General features: G+C 64.2%; 13 protein-coding genes. 9 read left to right on the forward strand and 4 right to left on the reverse strand.

The window, feature by feature from the left end; all coding sequences use genetic code 11:
• Positions 1-44: 44 nt before the first annotated feature.
• Together ACTPOI_RS24620 and ACTPOI_RS24625 are read left to right on the forward strand one after the other, a co-directional pair.
• The gene (locus ACTPOI_RS24620) at positions 45-1,319 is read left to right on the forward strand and encodes an RsmB/NOP family class I SAM-dependent RNA methyltransferase (protein WP_440113987.1); all 1,275 of its coding nucleotides are present in this window, start codon (positions 45-47) and stop codon (positions 1,317-1,319) included.
• A 180-nt stretch (positions 1,320-1,499) separates the two neighbouring features.
• On the forward strand, positions 1,500-2,714 hold the full coding sequence (locus ACTPOI_RS24625; RefSeq protein WP_094285386.1) for a DesA family fatty acid desaturase: 1,215 nt from the start codon (positions 1,500-1,502) through the stop codon (positions 2,712-2,714).
• A 67-nt stretch (positions 2,715-2,781) separates the two neighbouring features.
• Here ACTPOI_RS24625 and ACTPOI_RS24630 read toward each other — a convergent pair whose 3' ends face one another.
• Positions 2,782-3,174, reverse strand: coding sequence for a hypothetical protein (locus tag ACTPOI_RS24630; protein WP_440113990.1), 393 nt, complete (start codon positions 3,172-3,174; stop codon positions 2,782-2,784).
• A gap of 232 nt (positions 3,175-3,406) precedes the next feature.
• On the opposite strand from ACTPOI_RS24630, the gene ACTPOI_RS24635 reads away from it, so the two are divergent.
• Complete coding sequence (locus ACTPOI_RS24635; RefSeq protein WP_440113993.1) at positions 3,407-4,912, forward strand: PLP-dependent aminotransferase family protein; 1,506 nt, start codon at positions 3,407-3,409, stop codon at positions 4,910-4,912.
• A gap of 94 nt (positions 4,913-5,006) precedes the next feature.
• On the opposite strand, the gene rpmG is transcribed toward ACTPOI_RS24635, so the two are convergent.
• The 3 genes from rpmG to trxB all read right to left on the reverse strand — a co-directional run bounded on the left by rpmG (position 5,007) and on the right by trxB (position 6,558).
• Positions 5,007-5,177: a 50S ribosomal protein L33 gene (gene rpmG / locus ACTPOI_RS24640; protein WP_063461314.1), complete on the reverse strand. Its 171-nt coding sequence runs from the start codon at positions 5,175-5,177 to the stop codon at positions 5,007-5,009.
• 11 nt (positions 5,178-5,188) lie between these two features.
• A complete protein-coding gene (gene rpmB, locus ACTPOI_RS24645) occupies positions 5,189-5,422 on the reverse strand; it encodes a 50S ribosomal protein L28 (RefSeq protein ID WP_015013086.1) in 234 nt (77 codons plus the stop codon).
• A 182-nt stretch (positions 5,423-5,604) separates the two neighbouring features.
• Positions 5,605-6,558 (reverse strand): thioredoxin-disulfide reductase, encoded by a 954-nt coding sequence (gene trxB, locus ACTPOI_RS24650; protein ID WP_063461313.1) that lies wholly within the window; start codon positions 6,556-6,558, stop codon positions 5,605-5,607.
• A gap of 186 nt (positions 6,559-6,744) precedes the next feature.
• Here trxB and ACTPOI_RS24655 point away from each other — a divergent pair, with 186 nt between their 5' ends.
• From ACTPOI_RS24655 to ACTPOI_RS24680, 6 genes are all read left to right on the forward strand, one after another.
• The gene (locus ACTPOI_RS24655) at positions 6,745-7,422 is read left to right on the forward strand and encodes a Crp/Fnr family transcriptional regulator (RefSeq protein ID WP_063461312.1); all 678 of its coding nucleotides are present in this window, start codon (positions 6,745-6,747) and stop codon (positions 7,420-7,422) included.
• Positions 7,423-7,491: 69 nt separating this feature from the next.
• Positions 7,492-9,828: a DNA translocase FtsK gene (locus tag ACTPOI_RS24660; protein ID WP_440113998.1), complete on the forward strand. Its 2,337-nt coding sequence runs from the start codon at positions 7,492-7,494 to the stop codon at positions 9,826-9,828.
• A 44-nt stretch (positions 9,829-9,872) separates the two neighbouring features.
• Positions 9,873-10,505 carry an outer membrane lipoprotein chaperone LolA gene (gene lolA, locus ACTPOI_RS24665; RefSeq protein WP_440114001.1) on the forward strand — a complete coding sequence of 211 codons (633 nt, stop codon included), beginning with the start codon at positions 9,873-9,875 and terminating at the stop codon, positions 10,503-10,505.
• A gap of 94 nt (positions 10,506-10,599) precedes the next feature.
• Positions 10,600-11,949, forward strand: coding sequence for a replication-associated recombination protein A (locus ACTPOI_RS24670; RefSeq protein WP_440114004.1), 1,350 nt, complete (start codon positions 10,600-10,602; stop codon positions 11,947-11,949).
• 327 nt (positions 11,950-12,276) lie between these two features.
• Positions 12,277-13,206 (forward strand): branched-chain amino acid ABC transporter permease, encoded by a 930-nt coding sequence (locus ACTPOI_RS24675; RefSeq protein ID WP_094285392.1) that lies wholly within the window; start codon positions 12,277-12,279, stop codon positions 13,204-13,206.
• Between the two features lie 13 nt (positions 13,207-13,219).
• Positions 13,220-14,296, forward strand: a complete 1,077-nt coding sequence (locus ACTPOI_RS24680) for an ABC transporter permease subunit (protein WP_094285859.1) — start codon at positions 13,220-13,222, stop codon at positions 14,294-14,296.
• Positions 14,297-14,310: the final 14 nt, after the last annotated feature.

The following is a 14,310-nucleotide window of genomic DNA, read 5'->3' on the forward strand; positions in this document are numbered from 1 at the left end:
ACGTCGGAGGCAGTCAACACGGCGGGGAATGGGACAATCGGGGGATGCATCCCAAAGTTCTTCTCGACGCCTGCGCCGAACTGGTCAGGCTCACCCTCACGTTTGAACACCCCGCCGATGCGGTGGTGTCGCGTTTTTTCCGTGACAACCGGGGCCTGGGGCCCCGCGAGCGCGCAACGCTGGCCGAAACGGTCTACACCGTGCTGCGCAAGAAGCTGCTGTTTGACCACATGGCGCCCTCGGGCTCGGGCCCCAAGGAGCGGCGCCTGGCCATCCTGGGCTTTCATGGGCCGCGCGATTTCCTCAAGGCAGCGCTGACCGAGCAGGAAAAGAACTGGCTGGACCAGTGCGATGCCGTGACGGTGGATGACCTGATGGAGCGCCACCGCCACAACCTGCCCGAATGGCTGGTCAAGCCCCTCAAGGACCAGCTGGGCGCTGGCTTTTGGCCCTTGGTGGGCAGCCTGGCCCAGAGCGCGCCGCTGGACCTGCGCGTCAATGCGCTCAAGGACAAGCGCGCCGATGTGCAAAAAGAGCTGGCCAAGGCCGGCATCAAGGCCCAGCCCACGCCGTATTCGCCCTGGGGCCTGCGCATTGACGACAAGCCCGCATTGACCAAGCTGGATGCGTTCACGCGCGGGGCCATCGAGGTGCAGGACGAAGGCTCGCAGCTGCTGGCCCTGCTGCTCGATGCCAAACGGGGCGAGATGGTGGTGGATTTTTGCGCTGGTGCAGGTGGCAAGACGCTGGCCATTGGCGCCAGCATGCGCAATACGGGGCGGCTGTATGCCTTTGACGTGTCGGGCCACCGGCTGGACGCGCTCAAGCCCCGCTTGGCGCGCAGTGGCCTCTCGAACGTGCACCCGGCTGCGATCGCGCACGAGCGCGATGAGCGCGTCAAGCGCCTGGCCGGCAAGATCGACCGCGTGCTGGTGGATGCGCCGTGCTCCGGCCTGGGCACGCTGCGCCGCAACCCCGACCTCAAATGGCGCCAAACCCCCAAGGCGGTGGAGGAGCTGACCGCCAAGCAGGCCTCGATACTGGCCAGCGCGGCGCGCCTGCTCAAGCCGGGCGGGCGGCTGGTGTATGCCACCTGCAGCATCCTGCCCGAGGAGAACGAGGCGATCGCCGAAGCCTTCAGCGCCGCACACCCGGATTTTGAGCTGGTCGATGCGGGTGAACTGCTGGCGCAGCTCAAGGTTGAAGGTGCCCAGGGGCTGTGCAGTGGAGGCGCATCCGGCAGTGGTTATCTGCGCCTGTGGCCCCATTTGCACCAGACCGACGGTTTCTTCGCAGCCGTCTGGACCCGCAAGCGCTGAGGGACAGCTCGTCTGCACCAACTTGGGGATATGACCAGTTGGCGACAGATGCGCTGAGAATGCCCTCTAAATCAGCGTAAATCCTATGGATGTCCCCGGTTTTTCAAAGGGGTGTCACTTTAAAATGGGCGACCTGCTTCGCTGGTGAGCGGGCTCTTTGTAGTAAGGCTTTTGTTGAATATGCTGTTACCCGATTGGGCTGTGCTGAACGCTGCCATTGACTGGCTGGGTCATGGGTTGTGGAACCTGGCCTGGTGGCAAATCGTGCTGTACACCCTGGCGACGACCCACATCACCATTGCGGCGGTCACGATTTTTCTGCACCGCGCTCAGGCGCACCGCGCGCTCGACCTGCACGCCATTCCTTCGCACTTCTTCCGCTTCTGGCTGTGGATCGGCACGGGCATGGTCACCAAGGAATGGGTGGCCATCCACCGCAAGCACCACGCCAAGTGTGAAACCGTGGACGACCCCCACAGCCCGCAGACGCGTGGCCTGGATACCGTGATGTGGCGTGGTGCCGAGCTGTACCGTGCCGAGTCCAAGAACATGGAAACCATCAAGAAGTTCGGTCATGGCACACCGGATGACTGGATGGAGCGCAATGTGTACACCCGCTTCGGCTGGCAGGGCGTGGGCCTGATGCTGGTGCTCGATCTGGCCCTGTTCGGCGCCATCGGCGCTGCTGTGTGGGCGGTGCAGATGCTCTGGATTCCGTTCTGGGCAGCCGGTGTGGTCAACGGCGTGGGCCACTACTGGGGCTACCGCAACTTCGAGGCGCAGGACGCCAGCACCAACCTCTCGCCCTGGGGCGTCATCATTGGCGGTGAAGAACTGCACAACAACCACCACACCTACCCCACGTCGGCCAAGTTCTCGGTCAAGCCCTATGAGTTCGACATTGGCTGGGTCTACATCAGCCTGATGAAAAAGGTGGGTTGGGCCACGGTCAAGAAGGTGCCGCCCAAGCTGCAGCTGGGTGATGTGAAAGCCGTGGCCGATGAGAAAACCCTGGAGGCCTTGATCGCCAACCGCTATGAGGTCATGGCCGGTTATGCCCGAGGGGTACGCCAGGCGTGCAAGGAAGAGATTGCTGCGCTCAAGGCACGCCAGGCGGATGTCTCGGTGCTGAAGGCTGCCAAGCGCTGGCTGCCCCGCGATGCCGAAAAAATCCCGGCCATCGCGCTGCCACAACTGGCCCAGGCCCGCGCGGCGCACCCTGCGCTCGACAAGATGGTGACCATGCGCGAAGAACTGCGCCAGCTGTGGCTGAACACCTCGCAATCGCGTGAGCAGCTCACGGCCGACCTGCAAGCCTGGTGCCGCCGGGCGGAAGAAAGCGGGATTTCCGCACTGCGCGAGTTCTCGCTGCGGCTGCGGGCGGCGCAGGCCTGAAGCGGTTTGCCCTGACCACACAAAAGCCTTGCCGCTTGGCAAGGCTTTTTCATTTTTGGGTTCTTGTTTACCGCGCAGCGTGCAAGGCGCCGCCATGGCCTGAGCCCTTGGCGGCTTTCCGAGGGCTTTGGAGGGTGGTGCGCAGGCCGCGCCAGATCTGCTGCCATAGCCCTGGCGCAGGCGCGGCTTCCGTGAGCTGGATTTCGGCGGGGTGTTGCCGGGGGTTGTGCAGCCGAAGCCAGACGGCCTGCGCCTGCCCGTTCCACGGCAGATGCTGCCCGGCCTCCAGCCAGGTGGGAGGTGGTGTCTGCAATCCTTGTCCGCAGGCTTGAGGGGGCCAGTGGACAGCCACATCACCCCGCGTGGTGCGCAGTGTGCTGCCAGGGGCCAGGCAAATCCAGATCCCCTGGCCGGGGGTGAGATGCTGGGTGAAGGGGGGCGTGCTGGTGTGCAGGGACATGGTGCAGGGGCTCCGGGTGAACAAAGGAAAGGCTGCAGTGAGGGCCATAGCGTAGGAAAAGCCGCTTCGGTTCAACAGGTACACGCACCGGCGCAGAAGGGTAGAACAGTGTTGATTTCTTGAATGCTGTTATGGTCCTTGATCCCCTTTCCTGTATCTGTACCCGCCAGCGGTGTTCAGGCACGATGCACGGAGCCGCTGCCGAGCCCGTCCCACGGCTGCGCACCACGCCATGTCACATTCCTCCGAGCCCCGGGAAGTCCCGATCTACCGCCAGCTGGCGGCCTTGTACGAGCAGGCGATCGCCGCAGGCAGCCTCACACCCGGCATGCGCATGCCTTCGGTGCGCGAGCTGTGCCAGCGGCACCAGGTGAGCCTGACGACGGCGCTCCAGGTGCTGCGCCAGCTTGAATCCCAGGGGTGTGTGGAGGCCCGGGAACGGGTGGGTTACTTTGTGCGGGAGCTGGGTGGCGTGGCGCTGCCCGGGGCGCGCGAGCCCGACCTGCATGAGCCCCTGGCCCAGGATCCGCGTGTCTTCGCTGGCATCAACGAGCGTATTTCAGGCTTTCTGGAGAAGGCGCGCCGGGCCGGCCCTTTGCCGCTGGACCTGGGCAGCGCCATGCCTGCGCCCAGTCTGTTCGATGCGGCCGCGCTCAACCGGCTGGCCCATGGCCTGCTGCGGGAGCAGCCCGATATCCTGGTGTATGGCCCCTCGGCGCCGACCACGCACCCGGAGTTCCAGCAGGCCATGGCGCGCCATGCGCTCACCTTTGGCGTGTGCGTGGCGCCTGCCGACATTGGCGCGACACATGGCAACTCTGAAGCTGTGAACCTTGCACTGGATGCGGTGGCCGAGCCGGGCGATGTGATTGCCGTGGAATCGCCCACGTTTTTTGGCATCCTGCAGGCCATCGAGGTGCGGGGGCTGCGTGCGCTGGAGATTCCGAGCAGTCCACACACCGGCATGTCGCTGGAGGCGCTGGAACTGGCCGCACGCAATGAGCCCCGGCTCCGGGGGGTGGTGGTGGTGCCCCACCTGCAGATGCCCCTGGGCAGCGTGATGCCGGACGCCCACAAGGAACGCCTGGTGGCCCTGTGTGTGGAGCACGGGCTGGCGCTCATCGAGGACGATATCTACCGGGAGTTTGTGGAGTCTCCCCGCGTGCTGCGCCCTGCCAAGGCCTGGGACCGCCCGGGCGATGCGGGCCAGGTGATTTACTGTGCATCGCTCAGCAAGAGCTTTGCGCCTGGCCTGCGCCAGGGCTGGATGAGTGCCGGCCGCTGGCAGGCGCGGGTGCAGATGATCAAGTTCGCGCGCACGCGCAACATGCAGACCTGGTCGCAGCTGCTGGCCGCGCGCAGCGTGGATTCCCCAGCCTACGAGCGCCACATGCGCCGCATGCGGGCGCAACTGCGCATCCAGCGCGAACAGGCGGCGCGGGCCGTGGCGCGCTACTTCCCCGCGGGCACGCGCCTGAGCTTGCCGCCGGGTGGGTTGAGCCTGTGGCTGGAGCTGCCTGTCGGCATTTCCTCGACACGCTTGTACGACGAAGCGTTGCAGAACGGCATCCGTGTGGCCCCGGGCCCCATGTTCTCCAACACGGGGCGGTATGAGCATTTCCTGCGGCTGAGTTGCGGCATGCAGTTCACCGCCGAGGTGGAGGCGGGCTACCGCACCCTGGGTGGCTTGCTGGCTGCCCAGATGGCGGAGCTGCCTGTGCCGCGCAAGGTGGCCTGAGGCCGCTGAGGTCGTCCGCCTTTTGGCGGTCCGTTGTGCCGCAGGCATAAAAAAACCGCCCTGGAGGGCGGCTTTTTGAGGGAGCGGCGCCGAATTACTTCAGCTTGGCTTCCTTGTACTCGACGTGCTTGCGAGCCTTGGGGTCGAACTTCATGATCGACATCTTTTCAGGCATCGTCTTCTTGTTCTTGGTGGTGGTGTAGAAGTGACCGGTGTCCGCCGAGGACACCAGCTTGATCTTGTCGCGTCCGCCTTTGCTTGCCATGGTGCTACTCCTTAAGCCTGGCCACGGGCACGCAGGTCTGCGAGCACCGAGTCGATACCGTTCTTGTCGATCAAACGCAGGGCAGCGCTCGAAACACGCAGGCGAACCCAGCGGTTTTCGCTCTCGACCCAGAAACGGCGGTATTGCAGGTTCGGCAGGAACCGGCGCTTGGTTTTGTTATTGGCGTGGGAAACATTGTTCCCGGTCATGGGCTTCTTGCCCGTTACGTCGCAGACGCGTGCCATGAGGACACTCCGATACTTTTAACGGCCGTTTGCTGGGCCCCGGGATCAATTTCCCGGGTTGGCTTGCGGCCTCACCTCGCCAGAAAGGGTGGCGGTAACCCGATTTGCTTGGTTTCAGGTGCCGCAAAAAACGGGCCGAATTCAGCAAAGCCGCAGATTATAGCCTGTTGCCCAGTTTTTGATCAAGCTTCTTGTTCGAGGAAGCGCTGCGCGTCCAGCGCGGCCATGCAGCCCGTGCCTGCGCTGGTGATGGCCTGGCGGTACACATGGTCCTGCACATCGCCAGCGGCAAACACGCCGGGCACGCTGGTCTGGGTGGCAAAACCCTTGAGTCCACCCTGGGTGATGATGTAGCCGTTCTCCATCTCCAGCTGGCCCTGGAAGATCTCGGTGTTGGGGGCATGGCCGATGGCGATGAAGCAGCCTTGCAGCTTGATGTCTTCCGTGCTGCCATCCTTGGTGCTCTTGATGCGGATACCGGTCACCCCAGTGTTGTCGCCCAGCACTTCGTCCAGCGTGTTGAACAGCTTGAGCTCGATCTTGCCCGCAGCGACCTTCTCATGCAGCTTGTCCACCAGGATGGGCTCGGCCTTGAACTTGTCGCGGCGGTGCACCAGCGTGACCTTGCGGGCAATGTTCGACAGGTAAAGAGCTTCTTCCACGGCGGTGTTGCCACCGCCGACCACGCACACGTCCTGCTCGCGATAGAAGAAACCGTCGCAGGTGGCGCAGCCCGACACGCCCTTGCCCATGAAGGCTTCTTCCGAAGGCAGGCCCAGGTATTTGGCCGATGCGCCCGTTGCCAGGATCAGCGCGTCACAGGTGTAGGTGCCGCTGTCGCCGGTGAGGGTAAAGGGGCGCTTGCTGAAATCGACCTTGTTGATGTGGTCGAAGATGATTTGCGTCTTGAAGCGCTCGGCGTGCTCCAGAAAGCGCTGCATGAGGTCAGGGCCCTGCACGCCGTGCACGTCGGCAGGCCAGTTGTCCACCTCGGTCGTGGTCATCAGCTGGCCGCCCTGGGCCATGCCGGTGATGAGCACCGGGTTCAGGTTGGCGCGGGCGGCATAGACCGCCGCCGTGTAGCCCGCAGGGCCCGAGCCGAGAATCAGAACTTTCGCGTGTTGGGTGGTGGACATGGTAAAAGCCTGTGTTTTGCGCCCGCTACACGGGGCGCTGTTGGGAAAGCTGGGGGTTGAGTCGCCGAGTATCAACCGGCGGATGCGGCTGCACGCAGCCCGTTTTTCAATCACGGCGATTGTAAGAAGCGATTGATAACCCGTTGCGGCGCCGGTTGAGCCGCACCCCTGAAAGGAGATGTCTGCATGTCCACGATGTTGTCCAACCTGGACCTGCTGCGCCGGGTGCCCTTGTTCTCGCTGCTGACGGTGGCGCAGGCCGAGGTGATCAGCGGCGCGGTGATCAAGCGCCGTTTCAAGCGTGGCGAGGCCCTGGTGGAGCAGGGGCAGAAATCCAATGCCCTGTTCATTCTGCTCACGGGCCGGGCCCGGGTGATGACCTCGGACAGCCGGGGGCGCGAAGTGATCCTGGCGACCCTGGCGCAGGGCGACTACCTGGGCGAGATGAGCATCATCGACAACGAACCCCACTCGGCCACGGTGCGGGCCGAGGTGCAGACCGACGTGCTGATGCTGGGCCGCACCGAGTTCGCCCGTTGCCTGACCGAGAACGCCTCCATGTCGCTGGTGGTGATGCGTGGCTTGGTCAAGCGCCTGCGCCATGCCGATCGCAAGATTGAGTCACTGGCGTTACTGGATGTGTACGGCCGTGTGGCCCATGCCCTGCTGGACTTTGCCGTGCCCGATGCCCAGGGCCAGCAGGTGATCAAGGACAAGATATCGCGCCAGGACCTGGCCAAGATGGTGGGCGCCTCGCGCGAGATGGTCAGCCGCGTGATGAAGGACCTGGAAGAGCGTGGCTTCATCGAAGTGCTCCCGAGCGGCGCCACGCTGCTGCGCGACCGGCTGAACGCGCTGGGCTGACGGTACCGCCCTGCGGCGGGGCAAGCCCACGGTCCTGGGATGCTTGGGGTAAGCTCGCCCGGCACGCTTATGACCTATTCCCTCAATACCTTGAATGCATCGGCAGCGGCCAAGTCGCCGCCCCGCACGGGCGCGGCCCGTTTTGGCCATGAGATTGGCCTGCTGGTGGGCCTGCTGGCCCTGGTTTTCTGGCTGCTGGCGCTGGTCAGCTATTCGGCCCAGGACGCGGCCTGGTCCACCTCGGGCGCGCGGGATGCGCGCGCGGTGGCCAATTGGGCGGGTCGGCTGGGGGCCTGGCTGGCTGACGGCAGCTATTTTGCGATGGGCTTTTCGGTGTGGCTGTGTGTAGCGGCGGGCGTGCGCGCCTGGCTGTCTTCGCTGGCGCGCTGGATGCGCGGGGGCGAAGCCGTGGCCGGGGCGGCCAGCCCGCTGGTGCGCCGGGCCACGTTCTGGCTGGGCCTAGTGGTGTTGCTGTGTGCCAGCACGGCCCTGGAGTGGTCGCGGTTGTACCGTTTTGAATCTTTCCTGCCGGGCCATGCCGGTGGTGTGCTGGGGTACCTCACGGGGCCCGCCAGCGTGAAATGGCTGGGTTTCACCGGCTCGGGGCTGCTGGCCATTGTGCTGGCCGTGCTGGGTGCGGCGCTGGTGTTCCGCTTTTCGTGGGGTCATGTGGCGGAGTTTCTGGGGGCGCGCATTGATGCGCTGGTGCAGTCTCGCCTGGCAAAACGCGAGGTGGCCAAGGATGTGGCCGTGGGCCGCAAGGCCGCGCGCGAGCGCGAAGTGGTGGTGCTGGAGGAGCGCACCGAGAGCGAGGTGCACCACCCCGAACCCATTCAGATCATCGAACCCGTGTTGGTGGAGGTGCCCCAAAGCGCGCGTGTGGTGAAAGAGCGGCAAAAGCCCCTGTTCACCGAGATGCCCGACAGCAAGCTGCCCCTGGTGGACCTGCTCGATGGCCCGCAGCAGCGCCAGGAAACCGTGGCGCCCGAGACGCTGGAGATGACCAGCCGCCTCATCGAGAAAAAGCTCAAGGACTTTGGCGTGGAAGTGCGCGTGGTCGCGGCCATGCCCGGCCCGGTGATCACGCGGTACGAGATCGAGCCCGCCACCGGCGTGAAGGGCTCGCAGATCGTGGGCCTGGCCAAGGACCTGGCGCGCTCGCTCAGCCTGGTGTCCATCCGCGTGGTGGAGACCATCCCCGGCAAGAACTACATGGCGCTGGAGCTGCCCAATGCCAAGCGCCAGTCCATTCGCCTGTCCGAGATCCTCGGCTCGCAGGTCTACCACGAGGCCAAGAGCATGCTCACCATGGGCCTGGGCAAGGACATCGTGGGCAACCCGGTGGTGGCCGACCTGGCCAAGATGCCTCATGTGCTGGTGGCGGGTACCACGGGCTCGGGCAAGTCGGTGGGCATCAACGCGATGATCCTGTCGCTCTTGTACAAGGCCGAGGCGCGCGATGTGCGCCTGTTGATGATCGACCCCAAGATGCTGGAAATGTCGGTGTACGAAGGCATTCCGCACCTGCTGGCGCCCGTGGTCACCGACATGAAGCAGGCGGCGCATGGTCTGAACTGGTGTGTGGCCGAGATGGAGCGCCGCTACAAGCTCATGTCCAAGCTGGGTGTGCGCAACCTCGCGGGCTACAACACCAAGATCGACGAGGCCAAGGCCAAGGAAGAGTTCATCTACAACCCCTTCAGCCTCACACCCGAAGAGCCTGAGCCGCTGCAGCGCCTGCCGCACATCGTGGTCATCATCGACGAGCTGGCCGACCTGATGATGGTGGTGGGCAAGAAGATCGAAGAACTCATCGCCCGCCTGGCGCAGAAGGCGCGCGCTGCGGGTATCCACCTGATTCTGGCCACGCAGCGCCCCAGCGTGGACGTGATCACCGGCCTGATCAAGGCCAACATTCCCACCCGCATCGCGTTCTCGGTGGGCTCCAAGATCGACAGCCGCACCATCCTCGACCAGATGGGCGCCGAAGCCCTGCTGGGCATGGGCGACATGCTCTATATGGCCAGTGGCACGGGTCTGCCGATCCGGGTGCATGGCGCCTTTGTGTCGGACGAAGAAGTGCACCGTGTCGTCAGTTACCTCAAGGAACAAGGGGAGCCGGACTACATCGAGGGTGTGCTCGAAGGCGGAACTGTGGATGGCGACGGCGATCTGTCAGGGGACGGCGGCGGTGGCGAAGGGGGCGAGAAGGACCCCATGTACGACCAGGCCGTCGAAGTGGTGCTCAAGGACCGCAAGGCGAGCATCTCGTACGTGCAGCGCAAGCTGCGCATTGGCTACAACCGCTCGGCGCGGCTGCTGGAAGACATGGAGAAAGCTGGCTTGGTCAGCGGCCTCACCGCCAGCGGCCAGCGCGAAGTGCTGGTGCCTAACCGCAGCGAATGATGGACCGGGCTGCGCGCCCGGCCCGCACCCCACAGGAGTTTCTGTTGAAAAAGATCGCCACTGCAATTTTGATAGCTGCTGCGGCAAGCGCAGCAAGCGCTGACGGCCTGAAAAGCCTGGAATCCTTCATGAAGGGCACGCAGACGGGCAAGGCGGATTTCACCCAGACCGTGACCTCGCCCCCGAAAGAAGGGCAGGCTGCGCGCACCAAACAGTCGAGCGGCAGCTTTGAATTCCAGCGCCCCGGGCGCTTCAAGTTTGTCTACAAAAAGCCGTTCGAGCAAACCATCGTGGCCGATGGCCAGACGCTGTGGTTGTATGACGTGGATTTGAATCAGGTCACGCAGCGCTCTCAGTCGCAGGCGCTGGGCAGTACGCCCGCTGCGCTGCTGGCGTCGGCGCCCGATCTGTCGGCGCTCAAGGCCGAATTCACGCTGGAGGCCGCCCCCGATGCCGATGGCCTGCAGTGGGTGTTGGCCAGCCCCAAGGCCAAGGACGGCCAGCTCAAGAGCGTGCGCGTGGGTTTTGCGGGCGAACAGCTGGCGGCGCTCGACATCCTGGACAGCTTTGGCCAGCGCTCGCTGATCCGCTTTACCGGCATGCAGGCCAATGCAGCGCTGCCCGCCAGCAGCTTCCAGTTCAAGCCGCCTGCCGGGGCGGATGTGGTGAAGCAGTGATTTGCTATAAATAATATAGCTTCCAGCGCATGCTGGTCAGGCGCAAAGAGCACCTTTGCTCGATAAGCGTGATGTAGACAGGACCGACTTCACCATGGCCACACGCAGTGCCTCCACCTCCCCAGCGGCGCAGGCCTCGACCCACCAGCCCCTGGCCGAGCGCCTGCGGCCCCGCACGTTGGGCGAGGTGATTGGCCAGCAGCATGTGCTGGGTCCGGGCATGCCGCTCAGGCTCGCGTTTGAATCCGGTCGCCCGCACAGCTGCATCCTGTGGGGCCCGCCGGGCGTGGGCAAAACCACCATTGCACGGCTCATGGCCGATGCCTTTGATGCCCAGTTCATCAGCATCAGCGCCGTGCTGGGCGGGGTCAAGGACATCCGCGAGGCCGTGGAGCAGGCCCAGGCCGCGCGCGACGGGCTGATGCAGCAGCGCACGATCGTGTTTGTGGACGAGGTGCACCGCTTCAACAAAAGCCAGCAGGACGCCTTTCTGCCCCATGTCGAGTCGGGCCTGTTCACCTTCATCGGTGCCACGACCGAGAACCCTTCGTTTGAGGTCAACTCCGCGCTGCTGTCGCGTGCGGCGGTCTATGTGCTGCAGCCCTTGTCCGAAGAGGATTTGAAGCAAATTGTGGCCCTGGCGCAGGCGGAACAAGCGCTGCCAGCTATTGAAAACGTAGCAATTGACCGCCTGGTGGCCTATGCCGACGGCGATGCGCGCCGCCTGCTCAACACACTGGAAACGCTGGCCATGGCGGCCGCGCAGGAAAGGCTTGCCGAGATCACCGACGTGTGGCTCCTCAAGGTGCTGGGCGAGCGCATGCGCCGCTATGACAAGGGTGGCGAGCAGTTCTACGACACCATCAGCGCGCTGCACAAGTCCGTGCGCGGCTCCGACCCCGATGCCGCGCTGTACTGGCTGGTGCGCATGCTGGACGGCGGTGCCGACCCGCGCTACATGGCCCGCCGCCTGGTGCGCATGGCCAGCGAGGACATTGGCCTGGCCGACCCGCGCGCCCTGCGCCTGGCGCTGGACGCGAGCGAGGTCTACGAGCGCCTGGGCAGCCCCGAGGGCGAGCTGGCGCTGGCCGAGTGTGTGGTGTACCTGGCCGTGGCGCCCAAATCCAACGCGGTCTACAAGGCCTACAACGCGGCGCGCGCGTGGGTGAAGCAGGACGGCACCCGGCCCGTGCCCATGCACCTGCGCAACGCACCAACACAGCTCATGAAGCAGCTCGACTACGGCAAGGGCTACCGCTACGCGCACGACGAGGAGGGTGGCTTTGCCGCGGGCGAAAACTACCTGCCCGAGGGCATGCCGGAGCCCGGTTTCTACCAGCCGGTGGAGCGTGGGCTCGAAATCAAGATTGCACAGAAATTGCGTGAACTGCGTGCGCGCAACGCGTCGGCAGGTGCGGGTACAGACCCCGGCGAAGGCGAATAAAGCAGGGGTTCAGAGAGAGCGTCTTGTGATCCCATTTGCCGCGTTATGCTGATTCTGCATACTGTAGGTAATAAGTTTGCACATCAATGATCCTGCGTGGATCATTTTTCCTTATACAGTGCGTGGCGCGCTGATGGGACGAAAACCCGAGGGAAAACCCCGCCCGGCGCGGATGGGGACGGAGAGGACTACTCGCTACAATCCCGTCCACAAACCCGCACAGTAGTACTCCTGGCGGGTTTTTTGCTAGATGGCAGTCGGGCCCACAAGGCTGTACCGATTCCGGTGCCTGAGCGGTGGGTGCGTCACAAACGAAGGACTTCTCTTATGGACATTTTGCTGCAACAGATCATCAACGGTCTGGTACTCGGCAGCATGTACGCCTTGATAGCCTTGGGCTACACCATGGTGTACGGCATTATTCAACTCATCAATTTTGCCCACGGCGAGGTGCTCATGATCGGCGCCCTGACCAGCTGGAGCTGTATTGGAATGATGCAGGCCGCCATGCCGGGCGCGCCGGGCTGGATGATCCTGCTGCTGGCCACCATCATTGCGTGTGTGGTCGCTGCCACCTTGAACTTCACGATCGAGAAAATTGCCTATAAGCCGCTGCGCAACAGCCCGCGGCTGGCGCCCCTGATCACCGCCATCGGCATGTCGATCCTGCTGCAGACGCTGGCGATGATCATCTGGAAGCCCAACTACAAGCCGTATCCCACGCTGCTGCCCAGCTCGCCTTTCCAGATCGGTGGCGCTTTCATCACCCCCACGCAGATCCTGATCCTGGGTGTGACGGCCGTGGCCCTGGCCTCGCTGGTCTATCTGGTCAACCACACCAACCTCGGCCGTGCCATGCGCGCCACCGCAGAGAACCCCCGCGTGGCGTCCCTTATGGGCGTGAAGCCCGACATGGTGATCTCGGCCACCTTCATCATCGGCGCCGTTCTGGCGGCCATCGCCGGCATGATGTACGCGTCCAACTACGGTACGGCCCAGCACACCATGGGCTTCCTGCCGGGCCTCAAGGCCTTCACGGCGGCCGTGTTCGGCGGCATCGGCAACCTGGCCGGCGCGGTGGTGGGCGGCATTTTGCTGGGCCTCATCGAAGCCATCGGCTCTGGCTACATCGGCACGCTCACGGGCGGCCTGCTGGGCAGCCACTACACCGACATCTTTGCGTTCATCGTGCTCATCATCATCCTGACGCTGCGCCCCTCGGGCCTGCTGGGTGAGCGTGTGGCGGATCGCGCCTGAGGAGCCTCACACCATGAAGAACACCAAAACCAACTGGATCATCGGCGCCGTCGCGCTGCTGGTGCTGCCGCTGATCCTGCAATCCTTCGGCAACGCTTGGGTGCGCATTGCCGACCTGGCCCTGCTGTATGTGCTGCTGGCCTTGGGCCTGAACATCGTGGTCGGCTACGCCGGTCTGCTCGACCTGGGCTACGTGGCGTTCTACGCCGTGGGCGCCTACCTGTTTGCCTTGATGGCCTCGCCGCACCTCGCGGACAACTTTGCGGCGTTTGCCGCCATGTTCCCCAACGGGCTGCACACCTCGCTGTGGCTCGTGATACCGGTGGCGGCGTTACTGGCGGCGTTCTTCGGGGCGTTGCTCGGGGCGCCCACGCTCAAGCTGCGTGGGGACTATCTCGCCATCGTGACGCTGGGCTTCGGCGAAATCATCCGCATCTTCCTGAACAACCTGGACCACCCCGTCAACCTGACCAACGGCCCCAAGGGCCTGGGCCAGATCGACTCGGTCAAGATCTTTGGTCTGGACCTGGGCAAGCGCCTGGAGCTGTTCGGCTTCGACATCAACTCCGTCACCCTGTACTACTACCTGTTCCTGGTGCTGGTGGTGGTCTCCATCGTGATCTGCTACCGCCTGCAGGATTCGCGCATCGGCCGCGCCTGGATGGCCATCCGTGAAGACGAAATCGCCGCCAAGGCCATGGGCATCAACACCCGCAACATGAAGCTGCTGGCTTTTGGCATGGGCGCTTCGTTTGGTGGTGTGTCGGGTGCGATGTTCGGCGCCTTTCAGGGCTTCGTGTCGCCCGAGTCCTTCAGCCTGATGGAGTCGGTCATGATCGTTGCCATGGTGGTGCTGGGTGGTATCGGCCACATCCCCGGCGTGATCCTGGGTGCCGTGCTGCTGTCGGCCCTGCCCGAAGTGCTGCGCTACGTGGCCGGCCCGCTGCAGGCCATGACGGACGGCCGTCTGGACTCCGCCATCCTGCGCCAGCTGCTGATCGCCCTGGCCATGATCATCATCATGCTGCTGCGCCCCCGTGGCCTGTGGCCGTCGCCTGAGCACGGCAAGAGCCTGACGCAGAAGACCTGAAGCAGAACACCACC

The sequence above is a fragment of the Acidovorax sp. BL-A-41-H1 genome (assembly GCF_051942715.1).